25 protein-coding genes and 1 pseudogene are annotated in these 22,587 nt (G+C 25.0%); all 26 read right to left on the bottom strand.

Annotated elements, in window-relative coordinates; translation table 11 throughout:
* Positions 1-185 precede the first annotated feature (185 nt).
* On the bottom strand, positions 186-1,697 hold the full coding sequence (locus RWJ08_RS06155; RefSeq protein ID WP_029948854.1) for a radical SAM protein: 1,512 nt from the start codon (positions 1,695-1,697) through the stop codon (positions 186-188).
* A 6-nt stretch (positions 1,698-1,703) separates the two neighbouring features.
* The gene (locus RWJ08_RS06150) at positions 1,704-3,305 is read right to left on the bottom strand and encodes an ABC transporter ATP-binding protein (protein WP_029948853.1); all 1,602 of its coding nucleotides are present in this window, start codon (positions 3,303-3,305) and stop codon (positions 1,704-1,706) included.
* 78 nt (positions 3,306-3,383) lie between these two features.
* Positions 3,384-3,551 (bottom strand): hypothetical protein, encoded by a 168-nt coding sequence (locus RWJ08_RS06145; protein WP_160164734.1) that lies wholly within the window; start codon positions 3,549-3,551, stop codon positions 3,384-3,386.
* Between the two features lie 44 nt (positions 3,552-3,595).
* Positions 3,596-4,879: a radical SAM/SPASM domain-containing protein gene (locus RWJ08_RS06140; RefSeq protein WP_029948852.1), complete on the bottom strand. Its 1,284-nt coding sequence runs from the start codon at positions 4,877-4,879 to the stop codon at positions 3,596-3,598.
* Positions 4,880-5,065: 186 nt separating this feature from the next.
* Complete coding sequence (locus tag RWJ08_RS06135) at positions 5,066-6,418, bottom strand: MATE family efflux transporter (RefSeq protein WP_313961443.1); 1,353 nt, start codon at positions 6,416-6,418, stop codon at positions 5,066-5,068.
* Positions 6,419-6,427: 9 nt separating this feature from the next.
* Entirely contained in the window at positions 6,428-7,312 is an 885-nt protein-coding gene (locus RWJ08_RS06130) for an Hsp33 family molecular chaperone HslO (RefSeq protein ID WP_313961442.1), read from the bottom strand.
* Between the two features lie 68 nt (positions 7,313-7,380).
* Positions 7,381-7,947, bottom strand: a complete 567-nt coding sequence (locus tag RWJ08_RS06125) for a GrpB family protein (protein ID WP_313961441.1) — start codon at positions 7,945-7,947, stop codon at positions 7,381-7,383.
* A gap of 124 nt (positions 7,948-8,071) precedes the next feature.
* The gene (locus tag RWJ08_RS06120) at positions 8,072-8,272 is read right to left on the bottom strand and encodes a cold shock domain-containing protein (protein WP_004833677.1); all 201 of its coding nucleotides are present in this window, start codon (positions 8,270-8,272) and stop codon (positions 8,072-8,074) included.
* Positions 8,273-8,365: 93 nt separating this feature from the next.
* Positions 8,366-8,977 (bottom strand): thymidine kinase, encoded by a 612-nt coding sequence (locus RWJ08_RS06115; RefSeq protein WP_313961440.1) that lies wholly within the window; start codon positions 8,975-8,977, stop codon positions 8,366-8,368.
* Positions 8,978-8,979: 2 nt separating this feature from the next.
* Positions 8,980-9,576, bottom strand: coding sequence for a peptidylprolyl isomerase (locus tag RWJ08_RS06110; RefSeq protein WP_039868387.1), 597 nt, complete (start codon positions 9,574-9,576; stop codon positions 8,980-8,982).
* Between the two features lie 66 nt (positions 9,577-9,642).
* Positions 9,643-10,098 (bottom strand): annotated as a pseudogene (locus RWJ08_RS06105) (GNAT family N-acetyltransferase); the annotation flags it as partial.
* Positions 10,080-11,012 carry an RluA family pseudouridine synthase gene (locus RWJ08_RS06100; protein WP_313961439.1) on the bottom strand — a complete coding sequence of 311 codons (933 nt, stop codon included), beginning with the start codon at positions 11,010-11,012 and terminating at the stop codon, positions 10,080-10,082. The pseudogene RWJ08_RS06105 and the gene RWJ08_RS06100, both read right to left, overlap by 19 nt.
* 3 nt (positions 11,013-11,015) lie before the next feature.
* Complete coding sequence (locus tag RWJ08_RS06095) at positions 11,016-11,684, bottom strand: uracil-DNA glycosylase (RefSeq protein ID WP_313961438.1); 669 nt, start codon at positions 11,682-11,684, stop codon at positions 11,016-11,018.
* 1 nt (position 11,685) lies between these two features.
* A complete protein-coding gene (lspA, locus tag RWJ08_RS06090) occupies positions 11,686-12,138 on the bottom strand; it encodes a signal peptidase II (protein ID WP_313961437.1) in 453 nt (150 codons plus the stop codon).
* The gene (locus tag RWJ08_RS06085) at positions 12,135-12,914 is read right to left on the bottom strand and encodes a YlmH/Sll1252 family protein (RefSeq protein WP_313961436.1); all 780 of its coding nucleotides are present in this window, start codon (positions 12,912-12,914) and stop codon (positions 12,135-12,137) included. Before RWJ08_RS06085 ends, lspA begins: the two co-directional genes overlap by 4 nt.
* A 4-nt stretch (positions 12,915-12,918) precedes the next feature.
* Complete coding sequence (locus RWJ08_RS06080; RefSeq protein ID WP_009732786.1) at positions 12,919-13,386, bottom strand: cell division protein SepF; 468 nt, start codon at positions 13,384-13,386, stop codon at positions 12,919-12,921.
* A gap of 86 nt (positions 13,387-13,472) precedes the next feature.
* Entirely contained in the window at positions 13,473-14,171 is a 699-nt protein-coding gene (locus RWJ08_RS06075) for a YggS family pyridoxal phosphate-dependent enzyme (RefSeq protein ID WP_313961435.1), read from the bottom strand.
* Positions 14,171-15,307, bottom strand: coding sequence for an HlyD family efflux transporter periplasmic adaptor subunit (locus RWJ08_RS06070; RefSeq protein WP_313961434.1), 1,137 nt, complete (start codon positions 15,305-15,307; stop codon positions 14,171-14,173). The genes RWJ08_RS06075 and RWJ08_RS06070 overlap by 1 nt, the downstream gene beginning before the upstream one ends.
* A 29-nt stretch (positions 15,308-15,336) precedes the next feature.
* Positions 15,337-16,620, bottom strand: a complete 1,284-nt coding sequence (locus tag RWJ08_RS06065; RefSeq protein ID WP_009372454.1) for an adenylosuccinate synthase — start codon at positions 16,618-16,620, stop codon at positions 15,337-15,339.
* Between the two features lie 14 nt (positions 16,621-16,634).
* Positions 16,635-17,246, bottom strand: coding sequence for a phosphatase PAP2 family protein (locus tag RWJ08_RS06060; protein WP_313961433.1), 612 nt, complete (start codon positions 17,244-17,246; stop codon positions 16,635-16,637).
* On the bottom strand, positions 17,246-17,875 hold the full coding sequence (locus tag RWJ08_RS06055) for a phosphatase PAP2 family protein (RefSeq protein ID WP_313961432.1): 630 nt from the start codon (positions 17,873-17,875) through the stop codon (positions 17,246-17,248). Before RWJ08_RS06055 ends, RWJ08_RS06060 begins: the two co-directional genes overlap by 1 nt.
* 238 nt (positions 17,876-18,113) lie before the next feature.
* Positions 18,114-18,344, bottom strand: coding sequence for a glutaredoxin family protein (locus tag RWJ08_RS06050; RefSeq protein WP_004833693.1), 231 nt, complete (start codon positions 18,342-18,344; stop codon positions 18,114-18,116).
* Between the two features lie 126 nt (positions 18,345-18,470).
* The gene (gene rsmA / locus RWJ08_RS06045; protein ID WP_313961431.1) at positions 18,471-19,313 is read right to left on the bottom strand and encodes a 16S rRNA (adenine(1518)-N(6)/adenine(1519)-N(6))-dimethyltransferase RsmA; all 843 of its coding nucleotides are present in this window, start codon (positions 19,311-19,313) and stop codon (positions 18,471-18,473) included.
* 1 nt (position 19,314) lies between these two features.
* A complete protein-coding gene (rnmV, locus tag RWJ08_RS06040; protein ID WP_313961430.1) occupies positions 19,315-19,866 on the bottom strand; it encodes a ribonuclease M5 in 552 nt (183 codons plus the stop codon).
* Position 19,867: 1 nt separating this feature from the next.
* Entirely contained in the window at positions 19,868-20,638 is a 771-nt protein-coding gene (locus tag RWJ08_RS06035; RefSeq protein WP_313961429.1) for a TatD family hydrolase, read from the bottom strand.
* Positions 20,638-22,587, bottom strand: coding sequence for a methionine--tRNA ligase (gene metG, locus RWJ08_RS06030; protein ID WP_313961428.1), 1,950 nt, complete (start codon positions 22,585-22,587; stop codon positions 20,638-20,640). The genes RWJ08_RS06035 and metG overlap by 1 nt, the downstream gene beginning before the upstream one ends.

The raw sequence follows: 22,587 nt of genomic DNA, 5'->3' as shown, positions 1-22,587 counted from the left end.
TTTAATATTCCCTTTAAAAAAGTACAAAAAGAAATTACAGCCCATATATAAACTATATCTAATTTTAGATATAAAACTAAATAAGCAAGGGGAATTCTTAGTGCATTTGAAAAGGTACTTATTATCGTAGGCGTTTTTGTATTTTTAAGCCCATTAAACATTCATTAAATTTTTATCTCAATTAATTATAAAATTTTATTAACTAATTTATTAAATTTTTCATTTTTATCGTTATCAATATTAACATTGTCATTTTTATCTAGTATTTCATATACCTCATCTCTGTAATTTTCAAGAATAATAGCATATAAAAATAAAATATCATAACTATATTTTTCAAAAATTTCTCTTACTTTATTATAGTAAATATAAATATATTCATTAAAAATAAATAAAACAAATTCATCAAATCTAACATATAATTCTGATATATTTTCAGATAGATTAAAATAATTTGTAAATATTTTTTTGTTATTTTCTATAAACTTTACTATTTCGTTTGGGAAATATAATATATCGTAATTTTTATATATATCAAAATTTAATCTATCATAATATTTATGTGTTATTAGTGTATTAGGAAAAAAATTTATTTTACTCAATTCATACATAAATATCGATTTTTTATTTTTAATTTCTATAGTTTTTATCTTAAACATAAGTTTGAATGTTTCTATAAGATCCTCTCTTGTTTCAGTTGGATATTTATATATAAATGAAAAAATTGCATTTATATTGCTTTTAGATAATAATTCAATAGTAGATAAAATATTGTCTATCTTTATATTTTTATTCATTTTTTTCTGAGTTACTTTCGAGCCACTTTCTAATCCTATAAAAAGACAATCACAGCCACTATTTTTTAATAAGTTTATATTTTCAAAATTTAAAAATTCAATTCTTGTACTACAAGACCATTTAAAAATATATTTATTATTAATTAATTCATAGCAAAAATTCTTTAATTTAAAATTATCACATATAAATAATTCATGGTTAAAAATAAATCTATTTGTTCCATAAACCAAGTTGTATTTATTCATAATATCAATTATTTCTATAAAATTCATTTGATGATATCTAGAATAAAAATTTTTAAATGTACAGTAATGACAATTAAATAGACAACCCTCTCCTACTTTTATATTAACTACTTCTCTTAATAAATTTATATTATCAAAAACCTTATATTCAAACTTTATTTTTTCTAAAGTATCAACTTTATTTAATTTTAAAAATTTACTACGATTTAATTTACAAAAACTTTGTATACATGATTTTGAAGTACATACAAAATCTATATAATCCACAATTTTTATTTCACTAAAATCTAGAGTTTTCATATACTGACCAGAAAATATAATAAAAATATTTTTATTTATATTTTTTACTTTTTCAGCAATTAATAATGCAAATAACAAGTTTCTATAATTTATATGTATATTTAAAAATTTTAAATTTTTTAAATTTAATATATACACAACAAATTTATCTATCGTTTTAAATAAATTAGATATTTTATAATCAAATTTACCATACAATTTCGAAAACCTTAAAATATCAACATCTATTTTAAAATTTTTAGATTCATTTAATAATGTAATATATTGTTCATATAAATCCGAATCAATTTGGTATATTCTATTTTCATAATGATAATCATCTATATCTATAAATAGATATTTTTTATTTTTCATTATATATCATTCCTCCAAATTAAAAACTTCATCATATAATTCATAACATTCTTTATTATAATTATGTGCAATATGTATTAAAGTAATATTTTTTAAAGATAATAATAATTTTTCAACATTGATAGAATTATTCTTATCCAAATTTGCCAATATTTCATCAGCAATTATAATATTTTTATTTGATAAGATTGCTTTTGCTATATATAAACGTACTGCCTCTCCACCTGATAAAGAATTTACTTCTTGTCCAATAATATTATATAATCCATTACCTATTAAAATTTCTTGTAAATTTAATTTTTCTAAAGTATTAATAATATCAGAATCATTAAAATTATTTTTTATATCTATATTATTCTTTATACTATCTTTAAAAACAAATATATCTTGTGGAATATAAAAAATATTTTTATTTAAAATTTCTTCATCTAATTCTTTTAAAGATATTCCATCTATATTTATTTCTCCTAAAAAATCAGTATAATACTTCATAAGAATTTTTACAAATGTACTTTTTCCTGATCCACTTTTACCTACTATTAAATATTTTTTCCCTTTTTCAAAATTTATATTTAAATTACGATTAAAAACACTTATTTCTTTATCATACTTGAAATTTAAATTATTAATTTCAAATTTATCAAAATTTATATCAAAATCTGTACATTCAGCTAATTCAGATTCATATAAATCTTTTATATAATTATTAATATCTTTAACTGAATTTATGCCAATAACAGCATTAATTAATTTAATTATAGGTTCATTAACAAACATTGTCAATTGTACTAAAGCCAAAAAAGTTCCTATAGAAATATATTCGTTTAAATAAAATATTAAACTTACTAAAATGCCAGCTATTCTTGATAATACAACCCCACTATTAGCAATAAACGCACTCAAATTACCAAGTATTGAAACTTTTCTCCAAGCATAGTTAGTTTCATCAAAAACAATATTAATTTTATTAGAATATTCTTTTTCTTCTCTATTATTTTTAATAAATAAAATTGCATCTAAATATTCTTTAATTCTTCCTAATTGTTCATTATCTTTATCTAAATATTTTCCATATGCTATATCCATTTTCTTAGGAAAAAATATATTATTAACTATGAGTGGAATTAAAAAAACTATCATAATAAGAGTTATTCTAAAATCTATTAAAGAAATAAATATTGCAATAAATATTAATTGTAAACTAATTTCAACAACATCAAAGACACTTTTAAGGTATCTAAATTTCCAAATTTCCAATTTTTTTAAAATATCATTATAATAAACCGATCTTTCATTCTTTAAAATTTCTATAGATTTTTTATTTAAAATTTTACAAAAAGCTTTTTTTCTAATATCAGTAATAATATTATTACATAATATATCCATAAATAAATAATTAATTCCAGCCATAATAAGGGAAATCAATATTATAATTATTATCTTAGATATACTCCAAAAAGAGTATAGTTTTAAAGGATTAGAAAATTTTTCCCCGAGTAAAATATAAGAATAAGCTATTAAAGGCTCAGATATAGCACCAAATAAAACTAATATTCCAAGCTTTAATTTATCCATAAAATTTATATTATTATATAATAATTTCAGCATAATTTCCTCCTAATTATTATTTTTTATTATTGAGGACTGTGTTTTTTATTATAAATATCTATACACTATGTTATAGTACTACTTAATTTTATCTATTTTTTCCATTTCTTCGTTTTTAAATATTCTTTTTCTTTCATCTATTCGTCCAAAAATAGGTGGATGAGTAGACCAATTATTACATGAACAATTACCTAAATATGATTCTTTTTCATCAATTTTTAAATCTGAATAATCTATTTTTTTCATAAAAGTACCTCCACATTACACACAGTCCTCATAATAAAATATTTTTAGATTTTTTTATATGTTTCTTTCAATAACCAATACAACATTTTTTGTGTATGAATGCAAAATCCTTCATCTATACCAAAATTATTATGATGAGAAATACAACCACCTCCACAAATAAATATTGAATCACAGTCAATACATTTTTTGTTATATATAGGTAACTTATTTATCCATTCATCTTTTATAGAATTAAAAGTTGTTATTTCTTCTATATTCACATCTTTTATATTTGCAATAATTTTATTTTTATTTAAAAAATCACAATTACAATATACAATATCCCCACTTGAATTAATAGTTATTTGTTTTCCGGCACCTGCAGAACAATCACTATATTTAAAAATTCTATTATTAAAAGATAAAATTTTCCTATTAATTCTATCTTCATAGATTTTATCCCCTATTGTATTATAACTATCTATAATAAAATTAGTAGAATCTGAATAATATTTTTTCAAAAAATCAGTTTCTACATTCCTAAAATGTAATAAATTATAATTTACACCTTTTACGCCTAAAGTTTTAATCCAATTTAATACTTTTTCTTTGTTATTTATAACATTCATAGTTAAAGTCAATGATATTGATAAATTAATATTTTTACATAACAATCTGTCTAAATTTTCAACAATTTTAGAAAAATTAATACTTTTTTGAGTATATATTCTATCTATATCATTAATAAAATTCGGTCCGTCTAAAGATAAACCTACCGATATATTATTTCTTTTGATATAATCAATCATTTTATTATTAAAATTTGTTCCATTAGTTATAATAGACCAATCTATATTATAGTTCTTTAAATTATTTACAATATATTCTATAATATTCCAATTTAAAGTTGGTTCTCCTCCATAAAATTGAATCATAATTTTATCATTATTAATATATCTCATATATTTTGAAATTTTATATATTATTTTTTCAGCTATATTAATATCCATAATTGTTTTTATTTTATTATTTGAATTATTATATATAAAACAATATTTACAATTCATATTACAAAACTCTGATGGTATTATGTATATAGTTCTTATAGAACTATCTTCTGTAAAAGACTTAATAATTTCTTCATAAATATAATTATCCATTTCTTCTGAAGAATATATATAATAATCTATCATTAAAGATAATATTTCCATATCGATGTCATAATTTAATATTTTTTTAAGTTCAAATTCTCTTACATACAAAATTTTAAAATATAATCTATTAAAAATCGCATACAAATCATCATCCAATTTAACCGAACTAAAATATTTAGATAGTCTAAGCATATAATCACCCTTGTAAATTTAAAACATATTACTTTAATCAATTTTATTTTTATTTATTATATCATAAAAAAACAAAAAAATGCACGTTGCATTTTAAATTAATATAAAAAATACGTAGCACTATATAGTTCAACGTATTAAATTTATTTAAAATCAACTTTAATATAAAAAAATCTTTTCAATACATCAAAGTTCAAAATCAAAGTTTTTCTTGATGAATCGTTTAAAGAAAATATAATTTAATATTCCCTTTAAAAAAGTACAAAAAGAAATTACAGCCCATATATAAACTATATCTAATTTTAGATATAAAACTAAATAAGCAAGGGGAATTCTTAGTGCATTTGAAAAGGTGCTTATTACTGTAGGCGTTTTTGTATTTTTAAGCCCATTAAACATTCCTGAAATTCCAATTTCAAGTGCTAAAAATATCTCTGAAAAGGCTAAAACTTTTAAATAACTAACACCCATTCTAATTGTATTTAAGTCATCTCTTATAAATAATTTGATTATATAATCTGATGAAAAAAACAGAAAGAATGAACAGAAAACTCCAATTCCTAAAATTATCCTAAGTCCTTTTTTATAACCGGATTGTATGTTTTCATAATTTTTTGCCCCGAAATTTTGAGCAATTAAAGCACATAAAGCAATAGAAAAACCCTCAACAGTCATCCAGTTTATAGCTTCTATTTGAACTGCGACATTTTCTGCAGCAACTGCATTTTCTCCCCAATTTGCTATTATTCTAAGTAAAATAGTAGAAATAAATGCAAATATACAAGATTTAAAAGCAGTTGGAATACCAAGTCTTAGAACTTCCTTAAGTGTAGCATTGTTAAAATTTTTAACCAAATTGAAGCCTTTAAGAATTTTCCCATCTGAAATTGAGAAAATTATAAAAATGAATGTAACAAGAATTTGGGATAAAGTTGTAGCTATTGCTGCTCCACTAACACCAAATTCCGGTAGTCCAAAGTATCCATAAATCAGTATTGGATCTAAAACTATATTTATAATAAGTCCAACTGAATTTGCAATAAAAGGAACTTTACTATTTCCTGATCCATTAAACACTCCTGAAAATAGAGGATTTAAAAAAGTAAATGGAAGTCCTAATAATACAATTTTTAAATAGCTATTAGCAAGAGAATTTACCATTTCACTTTTTATATTAAAAAATTTTATTATATCAATACCAAAAATGTATAATAATATTCCAAAGGTTATGGACATAAATAAATTTATCACAACTGAAGTATCGATATACTTTCTAAATTGTTTATCATCCCTTGAACCTATACTATAAGCTACTCCTATTTCAATTCCTGTTTTGGAAACTAACACTAAAGAATTTGCAAACCACATAATAAATGCGACTATGCCGACACCAGCAATTGCTTCAGTACCTAACTTTCCAACCCAAAAAGTATCCATCAATGTATAAGACATTTGAATAAAGGATGTAGTCATTATTGGAAGCGAAAGCATAACTAAATTTCTATAAATCCTATTATCTAATAAATTAATTTTTTTCATAAATAATTCCTAAAGTTTTTTTAATAAATTTTTTATATGTTCAATACTTTTCTTGTATTTCTTATCGCAGAAATTACAAGAAATTTCTATATCTTTCCCCTCTTCAACTATATCATTGAGCTCTTTTTTGCCTAGACCCAACAACATATTATCTATTTTTTCATCACTACAATTACATCTGTAATGAATAATTTTTTCTTCAATAATTCTAATATTAAAAATTTTCAAAATAGAAACAATATAGTCATAAAAACTCATATCATCAGTTTTTGAAGCTAAATAATTATCTAATTCAGTTTTAAACATATCTGAATAGATAGTAAATTGTGATGAATCTTTTTCAGTATAGTTCGGCAAAAGTTCCATCATAAATCCAAAAGAAATATAATCGTCTTCAACTTTTTTTACTTGTAAATCAATAGAAGTAACAGTTTGATTAGATGCACTGAAATAATTAGTAAAATTTTCACTAATATCAGAAGAAATTATACTTGTTTGTCCTACATATGGAGCTTTAAGACCTAAATCCTTTATCAAAACAAGTATTCCTTTATCCCCTATAAAATCTTTTGAAAATTTTCCTTTTTCATATATTTTATCATATTTACTTATATTTTTATTTTCCAAATATCCTGTTATATAAGAATTATTATATAATTTTGAAATTATAAGACCACATTCACCATTAGTTTTTAATTTTAAATCAATTGAATCAGTATCATTTTTCAAATCGGAATAAAGTAAAGCATTCATCGTTAATACTTTTCCCATTTCAATATTTGCACTTATAGAACTCTTTTGTAATTTTTCAAAATCTTTTACTATATCATCTGTAAAAGCTAAGAAAAATCTCATAGAATTATGCTCATCAATACATCTTAATATTTTTGCCATAAAGACTCCTTAACATTAATTTTATATAAAGATTATATACTAAAAATTTAAAGAAATCAATTGATAAATTAATATCTTTTTCTATATTTTTTCTTTGCAATCTCAGTATATTTTTTAATAAATTCTCCTTTTGATTCTGTATAAGCATCTCGATTATGTTCAAATTTTTTCCACAGAGATAATTTTAATCTTTCATACTCTTTTGCAATTTCAGAATTTTCAAATAAATAGTCTCTAAAATACAACTCATCATTATCTCCAGCTAATCTTATATGCAAATGAAATACTTTTTTTGCAAATCCTTTTTCAGTATATCCTTTATTCATAGAGATTCTCTTTTCATCTTCACTCATACAAAGCCAATTATTTTTTAATAATATCTCTTTTACAAATTTTAAATCTTCATTATTCCTAATCTCTAAAAGAATATCAACAATATTTTTTGCCCATATTGTAGGAATATATGTACTTCCTATATGCGAAATCCTGTAAATTTTTTCTTTTGGAATTAAAGATAAAATATTTGATTTTTCATACTCATACCAAGTTTCCCATTCATCATTATGTTCAACTAGAAATATAGGAAAAATTTCCCATAATTCCTCTAAACTCATCTCATCTAATTTTTTACTCATAAAATTTCCTTTTGGTTAAATTTAAAAAATCTCCTAAAAAGGAGATTTTACTTCTTGATTAATATTAATATCATAACATACTGAAGTATGTTTAAATTGAATTTCCATTTAAGAAAAAACAATCTTATAACTTAACAACACCAGAAGCTTGAGGACCTTTAGCGCCTTCAACTATTTCGAATTCAACAGCTTGTCCTTCATCTAAAGTTCTAAATTCACCAGTTTCTTCTAATGCTGAATAATGTACAAATACATCTTCCCCATCTTCAGTAGAAATAAATCCAAATCCTTTAGCTGCATTGAACCATTTTACAGTTCCTTTCATATCCTTTTAATCCTCCAATACTATAGGAAATATGTAGTAAATTATTACTACCTTCATACTATAACATATCTATAAGAATAAAGCAAGTATAATTTACTCATCTTCTAACATACTTAATTGATTTTCCATTTGCTTTCTGATTTTTTCTTTTTCATAGTAACATTTTCTACAAAGTGGTTCATAACTTTCTGCAGCTCCAAGCTTTATTCTTTCATCATCATGTGTTTTTCTATAACTAACCCAAGCATCAACACCACAATTTGCACAAACTGCATGGTGTTTATATAAATAATCAGCTCGTGGCATCAACTCTTTTACTAACTCAAAAGGTTCAGCTTTAAAGTCCATATCAAGACCAGCTAATACGACTGTAAATTCATTTTCTAAAAATAAATTTAAAGTTTCAACAATCTTATTAATATCTCCCTTGATGAATTGTACTTCATCAATTCCTATAATACTTGCAGTACTCGTCTTCATATATTCTATAATATCATCAATATTTTCAACCGGAATAGCTCTCATTTTATTATTATCATGAGTAACTATTTCTTTATCTGCATATCTATTATCAAACTTTGGCTTAAAGACTACAGTTTCATATTTTGCAATTTCAAATCTATTTAAGTCCTTCCATAAACTTGAAGTCTTTCCAGAGAACATACTGCCTGTATGTAAAATTAATTTACCTTTATATTGATGCATAATTAACCCTCAAAAACTTTTTCTTCAATTGATAAAATTACAATATCTTCTACCGGCTTATCATTTGAACAGTAAGTATTTGCTATCTCATCAACTACTTCCATTCCTTTAAACACTTGTCCAAAAACAGTATGTTTAAAGTCTAACCAAAAAGCTCCACCATTTTTTTCATAAGTTTCAACAACTTCGTCAGGATAAACTTTTTTATCTGAATTTTTTAAATAATTTACATAATCATCAGAAATTTTACTATTTTGAACTATAAAAAATTGACTTCCATTAGTATTTGGTCCGGCATTTGCCATTGACAAAGCACCTCTATAATTTCTAAAATTACCATCAAATTCATCTTCAAAGGATTCTCCCCAAATACTTTCTCCACCCATTCCAGTACCTGTTGGATCTCCACCTTGAATCATAAAATCTCTAATAACCCTATGGAAAATAACTCCATTATAATATCCTCTTTTAGCCAATGTAATAAAATTTTCACAAGCCTTAGGAGCAACTTCATTAAATAATCTTAGAGAAATTTCTCCTACATTTGTTTTCATTATATAAACTTTTTCACCATTTTTAGGCATTTCTAATTGTTTCATTCTCTTTTCTCCTTTTAAATAATTTTTTCTTAAAATTGCTCTATGTACTAAGGTTATATATCTTCCTTTTAAAAATTCCTCATCTTCAAATTCACCCTCGACTTTAAGTCCACATTTTTCCATAACTTTTCCTGAAGCAATATTTTCTTTAATATGAACGCCATAAACTCTATTAACTTTTAAGGTATTAAAAGCATAGTCAAGCATAAAATTCAAAGTCTCAGTCATATAACCTTTGTTCCAAAAAGTTTTATTTAAAACATATCCTAAAGATAAGGAATTATTTTTTATATCCACTTTAAATTCAAAAGAACCAATACATTTATTGGAAATTTTTTCAACGATTGCAAAACAATAAGTATTTTTCATAAAATAATCTGTAATTACTTTTTCAGATTCTAGAATATTTTTATGCTTATTCCAAGTAACAAATTTACAAGTTTCATCATCATTTCCAAACTCAAAAACATCATCTATATCATCCAAATTGAATTTTCTAAAAATTAATCTTTCGCTTTGCATAATAACTCCTCATTAAATTCCAACCCTGTTTTATTTAAAATACTAAAAAAATATTCATCAGGTAAAACAGTAAAACTTAAATTTTCCTCTGTGATTGGGTGCAAAAACTCAAGATAATAAGAATGTAACATCTGTCCATTTGCTTTTATCTTTTCATTTTTATTCCCATAAGTTTCATCTCCTACTATAGGATGATTAAGACTACTAAAATGAACTCTTATCTGATGAGTTCGACCAGTATGAAGAGTTACATCTACTAATGAATATTTTAAATTTGAAATTAAAACATTATATTCTGTAAGAGCTTCTTTTCCTGATTTACTTTTTACATTCATCTTCTTCCTATCTTTTTCATCTCTACCAATAGGCTTATCTATAAATCCATTTTTTTTCGAAAAACTTCCATTACAGATTGCCAAATATTTTTTATTAATTTCTCTATTAGAAAACATTTCAACCAATTTTAAATGTGTTTCATCGTCCTTTGCACAGACTATAAGACCTGTTGTATCCTTATCAAGTCTGTGAACAATCCCAGGTCTTTCGGAATTAATCATTGATAATTTACAATGATTTAAAAGAGCATTAACCAAAGTATGCTCTTCATTACCTGCAGCCGGATGAACAACCATATTTCTAGGTTTATTTATAATTATAATATAATCATCTTCATATACAATATCTAAAGCTATATCTTCTGCAACTAATGTAATTTCTTTTTTATCGGGAATAGAAACTGTAATTTCATCTCCTATTTCTAAAATTACATTAGGCTTTATATTTTTCCCATTAACAAAAACTAATTTCTCTTTTATCAATTTTTGAATTGAAGTCCTTGATAAATTAGAAATTTTTTCAGATAAAAAAACATCACATCTAATTTTTTTATCACTAATATATTTTAATTCTGTCAAAAATTATACTCTCCAATCTATCGGTTTAACTCCCTTGCTAACCAAAAATTCATTAGCCTTAGAAAATGGCTTGCTGCCAAAGAATCCTCGATGAGCAGAAAAAGGAGAAGGATGTGTACTTGTAATTATAAAGTTATTTTCATCTTTTTTTATCAAATTTCTCTTTGAAATAGCAAAACTTCCCCAAAGAATAAAAACTTTAGGATAATCAAAATTTGAAATTATTTCAATAACTCTATCTGTAAAAAGTTGCCAACCTATATCTTTATGTGAATTTGGCTTTGACTTTTCAACAGTAAGTGTAGCATTTAATAAAAAAACACCTTGTTCAACCCAAGCAGTTAAATCTCCATGATTTGGGGGAGTTATCCCTAAATCCGAATATAATTCAAGATATATATTTCTAAGTGAAGGCGGTATTTTTTCACCTCTATTTACCGAAAAACTCATTCCATTTGCTTGATTAATTCCATGGTATGGATCTTGCCCTAAGATAATTACCTTAATGTCTTTTGGTGATATTTTATCAAAAATAGTAAAAACATATTCATTAGGAGGGAATATAGTTTTATTTTTATATTCCTCATTTAAAAAATTTTTCATCTTAACAAAATAATCTTTTTTAAATTCATCTTTTAAATATTCATTCCAAGCAACATAATTAGACATCATCTTAATTCTCCTTTTTAGTAAATGAAACAACTATAAGTAGGAAACAAGCTACACAAATATAAATATCTGCAAAATTAAAAACTGGAAAATCGTATAGCCCACCAAATCTTGTATGTATAAAATCTACAACAAAAGAATACCTTATTCTATCAATACAATTTCCTAATGCTCCACAAGCAATTAAAGCAAATAATATTTGTTCAATTTTAGACATTTTATCTTTATTTTTATATATATAAAATAAAATTCCAAAAAATGCAACCAAAGAAATAAAAATAAAGAAATATTTATATCCTCTAAAACTGCCAAAAGCTACCCCTGTATTTTCTACATAGGTAAATTCTAGCCAATTTTTAATTAAAACTACTGAATCAGCACCTTTTAAATTGGATACTGTAATATATTTTGTAAGTTGGTCTAATGCTAATCCAACAATTATAATTGCATATATCATATAGAATACCTCTTAATATTGACAATAAATTTGTTCTTTTTTGTTAACCCGTCAAAACTGTCAACCTTAAATTTTCCTTCTTTTCTTATTGAAATTATATCATTTTCATTAATCTTTTTATCGAAATCTTTACATTCCTCATAGTTCAAATTTACATTTCCACTTTTAATAACTTTTTGAGCAATCTCTCTTGAAGTTCTTGAAAGTTCTTTTACAAAACAGTCTAATCTCAAACTGGAGACTATTATTTTTTCATCTTCGTATTTTCTGAAATTAGTAGGTATAAAATTATCATTCAGAATTTCCAATTTTAAATCTTGTCCTGAAAATTTTAAACCATTAGAAAATAAAAATGTTCCTATAGGTTTTAAGCAATAAACATACCAATATTCATCAACTTTTAATATTTCTCCTACTTTCTCACGAGTTATTCCCAAATGAAGAATACTTCCCAAGATATTTCTATGTTCTATTCCCGAAATATCTTTAAATCTTAAAGTTTCCAAATAATCATTTAGTACATACTCATTCCTATAAAAGATTATAAACTTTCTTTCATAATCTTCTCCAGCAAAGATAATATCATAATCTAAATCTAAATTTTTTAAAATTCTCTCTATATATTTAAATTCCAATGGAGTAAAAAAGTTAGAAACAAATACATCTTTATAGTTTTTTTCCATAGAAACAAGACCATCTAAAAATTTATTGATGGTCTTTTTAATTTCTATATTATTAATATTATCTAAAATCTTAATCTTATCAAATGATTTCATTTAATTAAATTTGATAAAATCCGTTATTTTCAATTTGATCTTTAACTTTTCCGTCAATATCAATTCCCTTAGGAGCTAAGATAAAAATATCTTTAGTAACTTTTTGTATTTTCCCTGATAGAGAATAAATACCTCCACTTACAAAATCAAAAATTTGTCTCTTCTTATCAACTTCCAACATTTCCAAATTTAAAACAACAACTTTTCCCTTTAAAACATCATCTAAAACTTGAGTTCCATCATCAAAAGTTATTGGTTCTCTTATAGAAATTAAAAATCTACTGATGTTAGGCATTGTAACGATATTAGATTTTTCCTTTTCTAATGATAGTTTACTACTATTTCTAGCATAACTTTCCCCAACTGATTTAGGTTGTTTTTCAACAACTGCCTCTTCTTCATAATCATCATATTCATCTTCTAAGTCATCACTGCCAACAAATTTCTTTATTTTGTCCATAAAGCCTGCCATAATATTCCTCCTCATATTTTAATATATTTTATAACAAACGAAAATTTAAAATTTTCTAATTATAATCAATCTACCTAACACTTTCATTAATTTGAAAGTACTCCATAATTTCTTGCACCAAATATTGATGTTCCAATCCTTATAAGATTTGAGCCTTCTTCTATGGCAACCATAAAATCATTACTCATTCCCATAGATAGAATCTTCATATCAACATTTTTTAATTTAAGTTTTGAAATTTCATCAAACAAAGATTTCATCTTTTTGAAATAAATTCTAGTATCTTCAGCATCCTCACAATAAGGTGCAACTGTCATAAGTCCATTTACTAAAACATTATCTCTTTTTGAAACTTCTTGTATAAAATCTAGGACATCTTCTTCGAAAATTCCTGATTTACTATCTTCTTTCCCAATATTTACTTCAACTAAACAATTTACAGTAATTCCTTTATTTTTAGCTTCCAATTCTAATTTATCTAAAAGTGAAATTCTATCTAAAGAGTGAATTAATTCAACTTTATCTATAATGGGTTTAACCTTATTTGTTTGGAGATGTCCAATCATATGAAATTTAACTTTTCCATCAAAGTATTCGTACTTTTTTAGTATTTCTTGAACCTTGTTTTCTCCAAAAGTATAAAATCCTAAATCAATTGCTTCTTGAATTTTATCCACATCAACTGTCTTTGAAACTGGTAACAAAAATATTTCTTCTTTATCTCTATTTGACTTTTTACAAGCAAGAGAAATTTTTTCAAGTATATTATTTATATTTTCTTTCATTACTTTAAAATTGCACCTTCTTTAACTTTACTGGCATCTTTTAAGATATTAGAAAAAATTCCAACTGAACTATTTTTTGAGTCAATATAAACTTTTGAATTTATCTTATCAATAAATTTAACCTTGACCTTTGCCCTTGTTATATTATCAAAAGAATCAACTACTAAAACATAATCTTCACCATCTTTAGAAGTAAGAGCAGTTAATGGAAGTTCAAAAGAACTTGAAACTGTCTTTATTACATTTAAGTCAATGAATCTTTTATCTGCAATTTCATTAAAAGCAGATGAAAACTGAGCAACAATTAAATCATATTCAGAACCTTTTTTTACCTTCTTTATTATTCCAGTAGCAACAGAATTTCCAACATTTACTTTTATACTTTTATTTACATCTATATCTTCTAAAGTATCAGACTTAACTCTGATACAAAGATAATATTTCAAGTTATCTACAATTTTTATTCCATCAATATTTGAAATATTATTCGCATTATCAAAATTAAAGTCCTTTTCATCTATAGAATCAATAACAGAAAAATCATAAACATTTTCTAGACCATCAATTTTATTTAATACAACTCCAGAATTTTTTGAAACAATCTTTCCAGAATTAATTGTATCATTTAGTAAAGAATACCTAAATAATTTATCGGAAGTATATTTTTTCCCAAAAGCATTTTTATTCTTATCACTTGAAAGTATATCAAAAGTTTTTGAAAAATCTCTATCTCTAACATATTTTAAGATATTCTCTAAGTCAATATTTTCAACTTTTGATTCTTTGTTATCCTCTTGTTCTTGCAATGCTTGAACTTTTTCAGCTAAATAATCTTTAAAGTTTTGATCAACCTTTGAAACATCAACCTCACCTATTTCTTTATCAACTCCAACTTTTGAATTATCTACTTCAATATTGCTTTTTCCTACATAATATAGGTATTCATCTTTTATAACTAATGCCTTAGATGAAAGGTTTAAGTCATAGGTTTTTGGATTTTCTAAAACCATTATATCTTTATTTAAATTTTTATTAAAAAACATATTTTTTACTAAAAATAAACTTACAAATATAATTAAAATAACTAAACCTAGATGTTCTTTAGCATTAGGTAAAATGCCTCTACGTTTCTTCATATAATACCCATTAGAACTAATTTATAAAATTAAATATTACTATTTTTATAAATTATATCTTCTCTCTTTGGACCATTAGAAATCATCTTAACTGGAACTTCCAATTCTTTTTCGATAAATTCTATATATTCTCTACATTCAATTGGTAATTCTTCGTAATTTTTAATTCCCCTTATATCTCTATTCCATCCCTTTAAGACTTTCCAAACTGGTTTTGCTTTTTCAAGCTTATCAGTTGTTGGAAAATCTCTAGTAATTTCGCCATCAATTTCATAACCAATACAGATTGGAATTTCCTCTAAATATCCTAATGCATCAATAACTGTTAATACAGCCTCAGTACTGCCTTGAACCCTACACCCATATCTTGAAGCAACTGCATCAAAATATCCAACACGTCTAGGTCTTCCTGTTGTAGCGCCATATTCTCCCTTATCTCCACCGCGTTTTCTTAGTTCTTCAGCTTCTTCTCCGAAAATTTCACTTACAAACGCACCAGCACCAACTGCACTAGAATAAGCCTTGACTACAGTTACAATGTCTTTGATAGCATAAGGTGGAATTCCAGCTCCAATTGCTCCATATCCTGCTAAGGTTGATGAAGAAGTTACCATTGGATATATACCATGATCTGTATCTTTTAAAGAACCAAGTTGTCCTTCAAGTAATATTTTCTTTCCTGATTTTATAGCATCATTCAAGAATTTTGATACATCACAAACATAAGGTTTAATTGCATCTCTCCAGCTAAGCATAAGTTCATATAATTCTTTAGCATTAATTCTTTCTTTATGATATAAATTTTCTAGAATTACATTTTTATATTCAACAACCCTTTCAACCTTTTCAAGTAAATTTTCATCAAATAATTCATTTACTTGAAAACCTATTTTAGCGTATTTATCTGAATAGCAAGGTGCAATTCCAGATTTTGTAGAGCCGAAAGAATTTTTTCCAAGTCTTTCCTCTTCATATGCATCAAAATCTATATGATAAGGCATAACAAGTTGTGCTCTATCTGAAACTAAAATATTAATATCAGGAACATTTTTTTCTTTTAAGTATTCAATTTCTTTTAGTAAATAAGGGATATTAAGAGCTACACCATTTCCGATTACCGATGTTGTATGCTTATAAAAAACACCTGAAGGTAGTAAATGTAATGCAAATCTTCCATACTCATTTATGATAGTATGTCCTGCATTGGAACCCCCTTGAAATCTAACAATTATATCAGCATTTTCAGCTAACATATCTGTTATCTTTCCTTTTCCTTCGTCTCCCCAATTTGCTCCAACTACTGCTTTAACCATAAATCCTCCTAATATTAAAACAAAAATTTATAATAAAATCCAATATTATACAAATATATCGTCCAACTAAAAAATACAACTCCTACTAAGGAACCAAAAATAACATCTGAAAACCAATGAACTCCAACAACAATTCTACTTATTGCAATACTAAGTCCAAACAAAATACCTACAGTAATCCAAAAAGGAAATGAGCTATGACCATTAAACAAAACATACATTACAGTAGGATAAAAACTCAATCCTATACAAGAATGTCCACTCGGAAAGCTATATCCCCAGTATTTTATATCAGAATGTGAAACTGGACGTTCTCTTCTAAATAAAAATTTAAAAGAATTTAAAAATATCATATTAAATAGCGATGAATTCAAAATCGCACTTGCTAACACATAATTTTTTTCTGAAACAGAATAAAAGAAGATAGGAAAAATAATAATAAGTGAAGTTACAACATCTCCCATTGAAGTTATATGCTTCATTGAAGATTTTAAAAATCTTAAATTATTATTTTGAAAAAAATTCTTCAACTTTAAATCTATTAAAAAATTCTGTTTCTTTAATTTATTTCCAACTATTGATGTAAAAATAAATACAACAACAGTAAAGATAATAAGATATAACATTAATCCCTCCAAAAATTAAGATATATCAATTTTGCCAAATTATAACAAAAATATCCTAATACAAGTCCTACAATAACATCAGTTGGCCAATGAACTCCTAAAATAACTCTACTTATTGCTATTAAAAAAATCATAATATAAATAGTTATATCTATAATTCTACTCTTAAATTTTTCATGTAACAAAAATCTAAAAGTTAAATAAAAAGCTGAAAAATTCATAGCATGTCCACTTGGATAACTAAAACCACTCATATTTATAATAAAAAATTCAATAGGTCTTTTTCTTAAAACAATATGTTTAATTAACTCATTTAACATATACGTTAATAGTAATGTAGCAATTAAAAGTAAAAACTCTTTCTTCAAATTGTTATAATAAAAATATACTCCAAAAGGAACAAATAAAATAAAATAAGTTTTTCCATCTCCCAAAGATGTTATAAATTTAATAAAATTTAGGAGTATATAATTTTTGTTAAAAATATTATTACTTTGAACCAAAGTCATAATTTTATAGTCAACACTATTAGTCAATTCTATACTCTTTAGAAAGAAACCAAAAATAATGCAACAAATTAAAACTGCAAAAAATAAAACAAAAAATTGTCTTAATTTTAATTTTTCCATTTTTCCTCCTAAACCAAAATAATTATATCATAAATTGAATTATTAATCAAAATATTAAATATCTTTTAACAAAAAAACTACTATAAAATTACAAAAATTTAATAGTAGTTTTTTAGAAAATATATTTATTTTCAAATAATTTAGTAATATATTAAATAAGTATTTTTAATATTTTTAAAAATAAGCACAAAAAAAGTTCAGCAATTTTACTGAACCTCTTAAATTTATTACTTTAATATTATAATCCTAATGCTTTTGATAATTCAGCTTTGTTAAAACCAACCATTTCTACATCATCAACACAGATTACAGGAACACCCATATGTCCTTTTGCCATTAATTCTTTTCTAGCTTCTAAATCTGTTGAAACATTTTTTTCAACATATTCAATATTATTTGCCTTTAAGAATTCCTTTGCTTGTTTACAATAAGTACAAGAATCACTTGAATATACTACTACTTTTGCCATTTTTTTGCCCCCTAATAAATTTTTTTCGATAGTTTAAATATTTGTAATATTTATTCAGTAATTTTATACCCCTTGATTTTTTATTTAAACAAAGTATTACTTATTTTTTCTTAGTTTTTCAACAATTTATAAATTTTCATATTCTCTAGCAATATTTTTAAAATCTTCTAGAGATAATTTTTCTGCCCTTGTCCTGGTATCTATACCTAGTTTTTCCAAAACCTTAATAATTTTTTCTTTTTCTATACCAGACTTGCAAAATGAATTTAAAACTGTTTTTCTTCTATTTTCAAAGCCATTTTTTATAAGTTTAAACATCGTTTTTTCATACTCAAATTTTTCTTTTTTAAGTTTCATATTTACAACAGCACTATCTACATTTGGTGCAGGAACGAATACATTTCTTGACACATTGAAAGCTATATTAGCATCAGCATAATATTTTACAAATAAACTTATGCTTGAATTATCTTTACTGTTTTCATCTGCAACAAGTCTTTGAGCAACTTCTTTTTGAACCATTATAGTTATGGATTCCAAATCTAAATCACTCTCTAAAAGTTTTGTTATTATTGGTGTTGTCACATAATATGGTAAATTCGCAACCACAACTATTTTTTTTTGAGTAAATTTTTCTTCAATAAGCTTTTTAAAATCTATTTTTAATGCGTCGGATTGAACAAATTCAAAATTATCATATTCACTAAGTGTATAATCTAAAACTTCTTTCAATCTTGTATCAATCTCTATTGAAACAACTTTTCCAGCTTTTTCAAGTAAAAACTTTGTAAGAACTCCAAAACCCGGACCTATTTCGATTACTCCATAATCTTTATCAACAGCTGAAACTTCAACTATCTTTTCTAAGATATTTCTATCTGTTAAAAAATTTTGTCCAAAATTTTTAGAAAATGAAAATCCGAATTTATCACAAATTTCTTTTATTACCGATAATTTATATAAATCCATTTTAAACTTCCTCTCCTAAAAATTTTTTAACAGCTGTAATTAATTCACTTTCAGTTATTCCAAAACTATTTAATCTCTTTACAAATTGTTTTGAATTACAATATCCAATTTTAAAATAATCACAAAGTTTTTCTCTAAGCTCTTTACTATTCCCCGTTCCACTAATTCCTAAAGTAGTTAAAAGGGTTAAGTCTATTTCATCTTTTCTCTCCAAAACCGTTACTTTTGCATTTTCAATAGCTTCGATAATATCTTCAACTTTTGCATTTTCAACTCCAACATTATCTCCTTTAAGTGCAAGACTCCTACTTAAAAATGCATTTTTACAGTTTGGTATTACTCTATTTATATTTTTTCTAATCTTTTCTCCTGCATAGTCGGGATCGGTAAAAACTATTATTCCACATTTTTCATTTGCCTCTTTTAATTTTTTTAGCAAATTTTTAGAAAAATGAGTTCCATTTGTTGCAATAACATCACAATCAAAGGCAGACTTAACTTTTGAAATATCGTCTTTTCCTTCAACTACTATTATTTCTTTGATTTTTTTCATATTAATCCTCTATTGAAAAAAGATTTCTGACATTACTATTCGTATTATAGATTAAATCATTCAATTCCATTTCTTTAAGTTCCGCAACTTTTTCAGCAGTGAATCTTACAAATTTCGGTTCATTTCTCTTTCCACGATTTGGTTCAGGAGTTAAATATGGACTGTCTGTTTCCACGATCAAATTGTCTAGTGGAATTGTCTTTACCATTTCTCTAACATTAACTGCATTTTTAAAAGTTACCGTTCCTGAAATAGAAATATAGTAACCAAGCTCCATAAATCTTTTTGCCATCTCGCTTGAACCTGTGTAACAATGCATTACGCCTTTTACCTTACCTTTAAATTCAGATAGAATATCATAAGTATCTCCCATAGCATCTCTAGTATGAATGATTACCGGTAGTTTTCTCTTTTCAGCGATTTCAAGTTGTTTTCTAAAAATTTCTTTTTGTTTTTCTCTTGGAGAATTGTCATAATAGTAATCTAGTCCAATCTCTCCAATCGCAACTATTTTTTCACTAAAAGACATTTCATAAACTTTTTTTAAGTCCTCATCAGTTACATCTTCGACTTCATGAGGATGAATTCCTACTGCTCCATATACTCTATCATATTTTTTTACAATTTCAATTATTTTTTCACTTGATGATATATCAGAAGCAGGATCTACTATAAAGTCAATTCCATCTTCTTCAAAATTTGAAATCACTATTTCTCTATCTTGATCAAATTTTTCATCATCAATATGACAGTGACTATCTACTATTTTCATTATGATACCTTTGATCCTTCTTTAACATCATTTAAAACAGTCAATACACTTAAATTCTCATCATCAGATGCAGCAAGTATCATTCCATTACTTTCCACACCTCTTAAATTAACCGGTTTTAAATTTGTAACAACAATAACTTTTTTACCTATAAGGTCTTTTTCAGAATAGTATTTTCTTATTCCTGAAACTATAGTTCTAACTTCTCCACCAATATCAATTTTAGAAACTAAAAGTCTATCAGCTTTTGGATGAGGCTCGCATTCTAAGATTTTTCCTACTTTAAGTTCAACTTTTGTAAAATCATCTATTGTTATTAGTTCATTTTCTTTAACCTCTTCTTTAACTTCATCCACTCCTGAATTTTTCTTCTTTCTCATCTCAATAAGTTCAGAATTTTTTTGAATAATTATTTCTAATTCTTTGTCAACATCAAGCCTATCAAATAAATTCTTTCCTTTACAAACTTTAGTACCAACTTCAAGTAATCCAAATTTAGTTAAGTCTTCATAAGAATAATCTGAATAACCTATTTGTTCATTTATTTTAGATGAAGTTTCTTTCATAAAAGGTTTAATTAATCCTGAAATAATTCTTATACTTTCAAGTAAATTATAAATTACAGTTTTCAATCTTTCTTCTTTTTGTTCTTTAATCAAAGCCCAAGGAGTTGTTTCATCAATATATTTATTAGTTCTTCTAACTAATTTCCATATTTCTTCAAGAGCCATTGAAAAATTAAGTTTATCCATCAACTCTGCAACTCTATCTCTAGTAGTAGTGGCAATTTCGATTAGATCATTATCTAGTTCAGTTAATTCTGTTTGAGAAGGAACAATACCATCAAAATACTTTTCACACATTGCCACTGATCTTGAAACTAAGTTCCCTAAGTCATTTACAAGGTCTGAATTAATTCTGTTTAACATTTTAGTATAAGTAAAATTACCGTCTTGTCCAAAAGTAAATTCTCTTAGCATAAAATATCTTAATGCGTCCATTCCATATCTTTCTATAATCGGTTCAGCATAAACAATATTCCCTTTACTTTTACTCATCTTATCATCATCAAATAAAATCCAACCATGTCCAAAAATTTTCTTTGGAAGAGGTAAATCTAATGCCATTAAAATTGCAGGCCAAATAATTGCATGGAAACGCATGATTTCCTTGCCAATTAAATGAACATCACAAGGCCAAAATTTATTGAACTTTTCTTCATCTATTCCATAACCAATACCAGTTAAATAACAACTTAAGGCATCTATCCAAACGTAAACAACATGCTTTTCATCAAAGGGAACTTTAACACCCCAATCAAAACTTGAACGTGTAACGGATAAATCAGTTAAACCTTCATTAATGAAACTTATCATCTCGTTTTTTCTTGATTCCGGTTGAATGAAATCAGGATTTTCTTCATATAATTTTAAAAGTCTATCTTGATATTTAGAAAGTCTAAAGAAGTATGTTTCTTCTTCACTAGGAGAAACTTCTCTACCACAGTCAGGACATTTATTTCCTTCAACTAGTTGGCTTTCAGTCCAAAAGGCTTCACAAGGAACACAATACATTCCCTTATAACTTCCCTTATAAATTTCTCCTTTTTCATAAAGTTTTGTAAAAATTTCACTTACATTTTTTTCGTGAATTTTATCTGTACTTCTAACAAAAGCATCAAAATCTATATCTAAAGTTCTCCAAAGTTCTTTTGCACTTTCAACAATGGGATCAATATATTCCAATGGAGCTTTACCAGCTTTTATAGCGGATTCTTGTAATTTTTGACCATGTTCATCAGTTCCAGTTGTAAAAAATACATCAAAACCTTGAGCTTGTTTATATTTCTTTAACACATCTGCAACAATTGTTGTATAAGTATGACCTAAATGTAAATTACTATTTGGATAATAAATAGGTGTTGTCAAATAAAAGTTTTTCTTTTCCAA

This window comes from uncultured Parvimonas sp. (genome assembly GCF_963524015.1).
In the GTDB taxonomy this organism is placed as follows: Bacteria; Bacillota; Clostridia; order Tissierellales; family Peptoniphilaceae; genus Parvimonas.
Note: the sequence above shows the minus strand (reverse complement) of the source record. Positions and strands in the feature narration are given on the sequence as shown.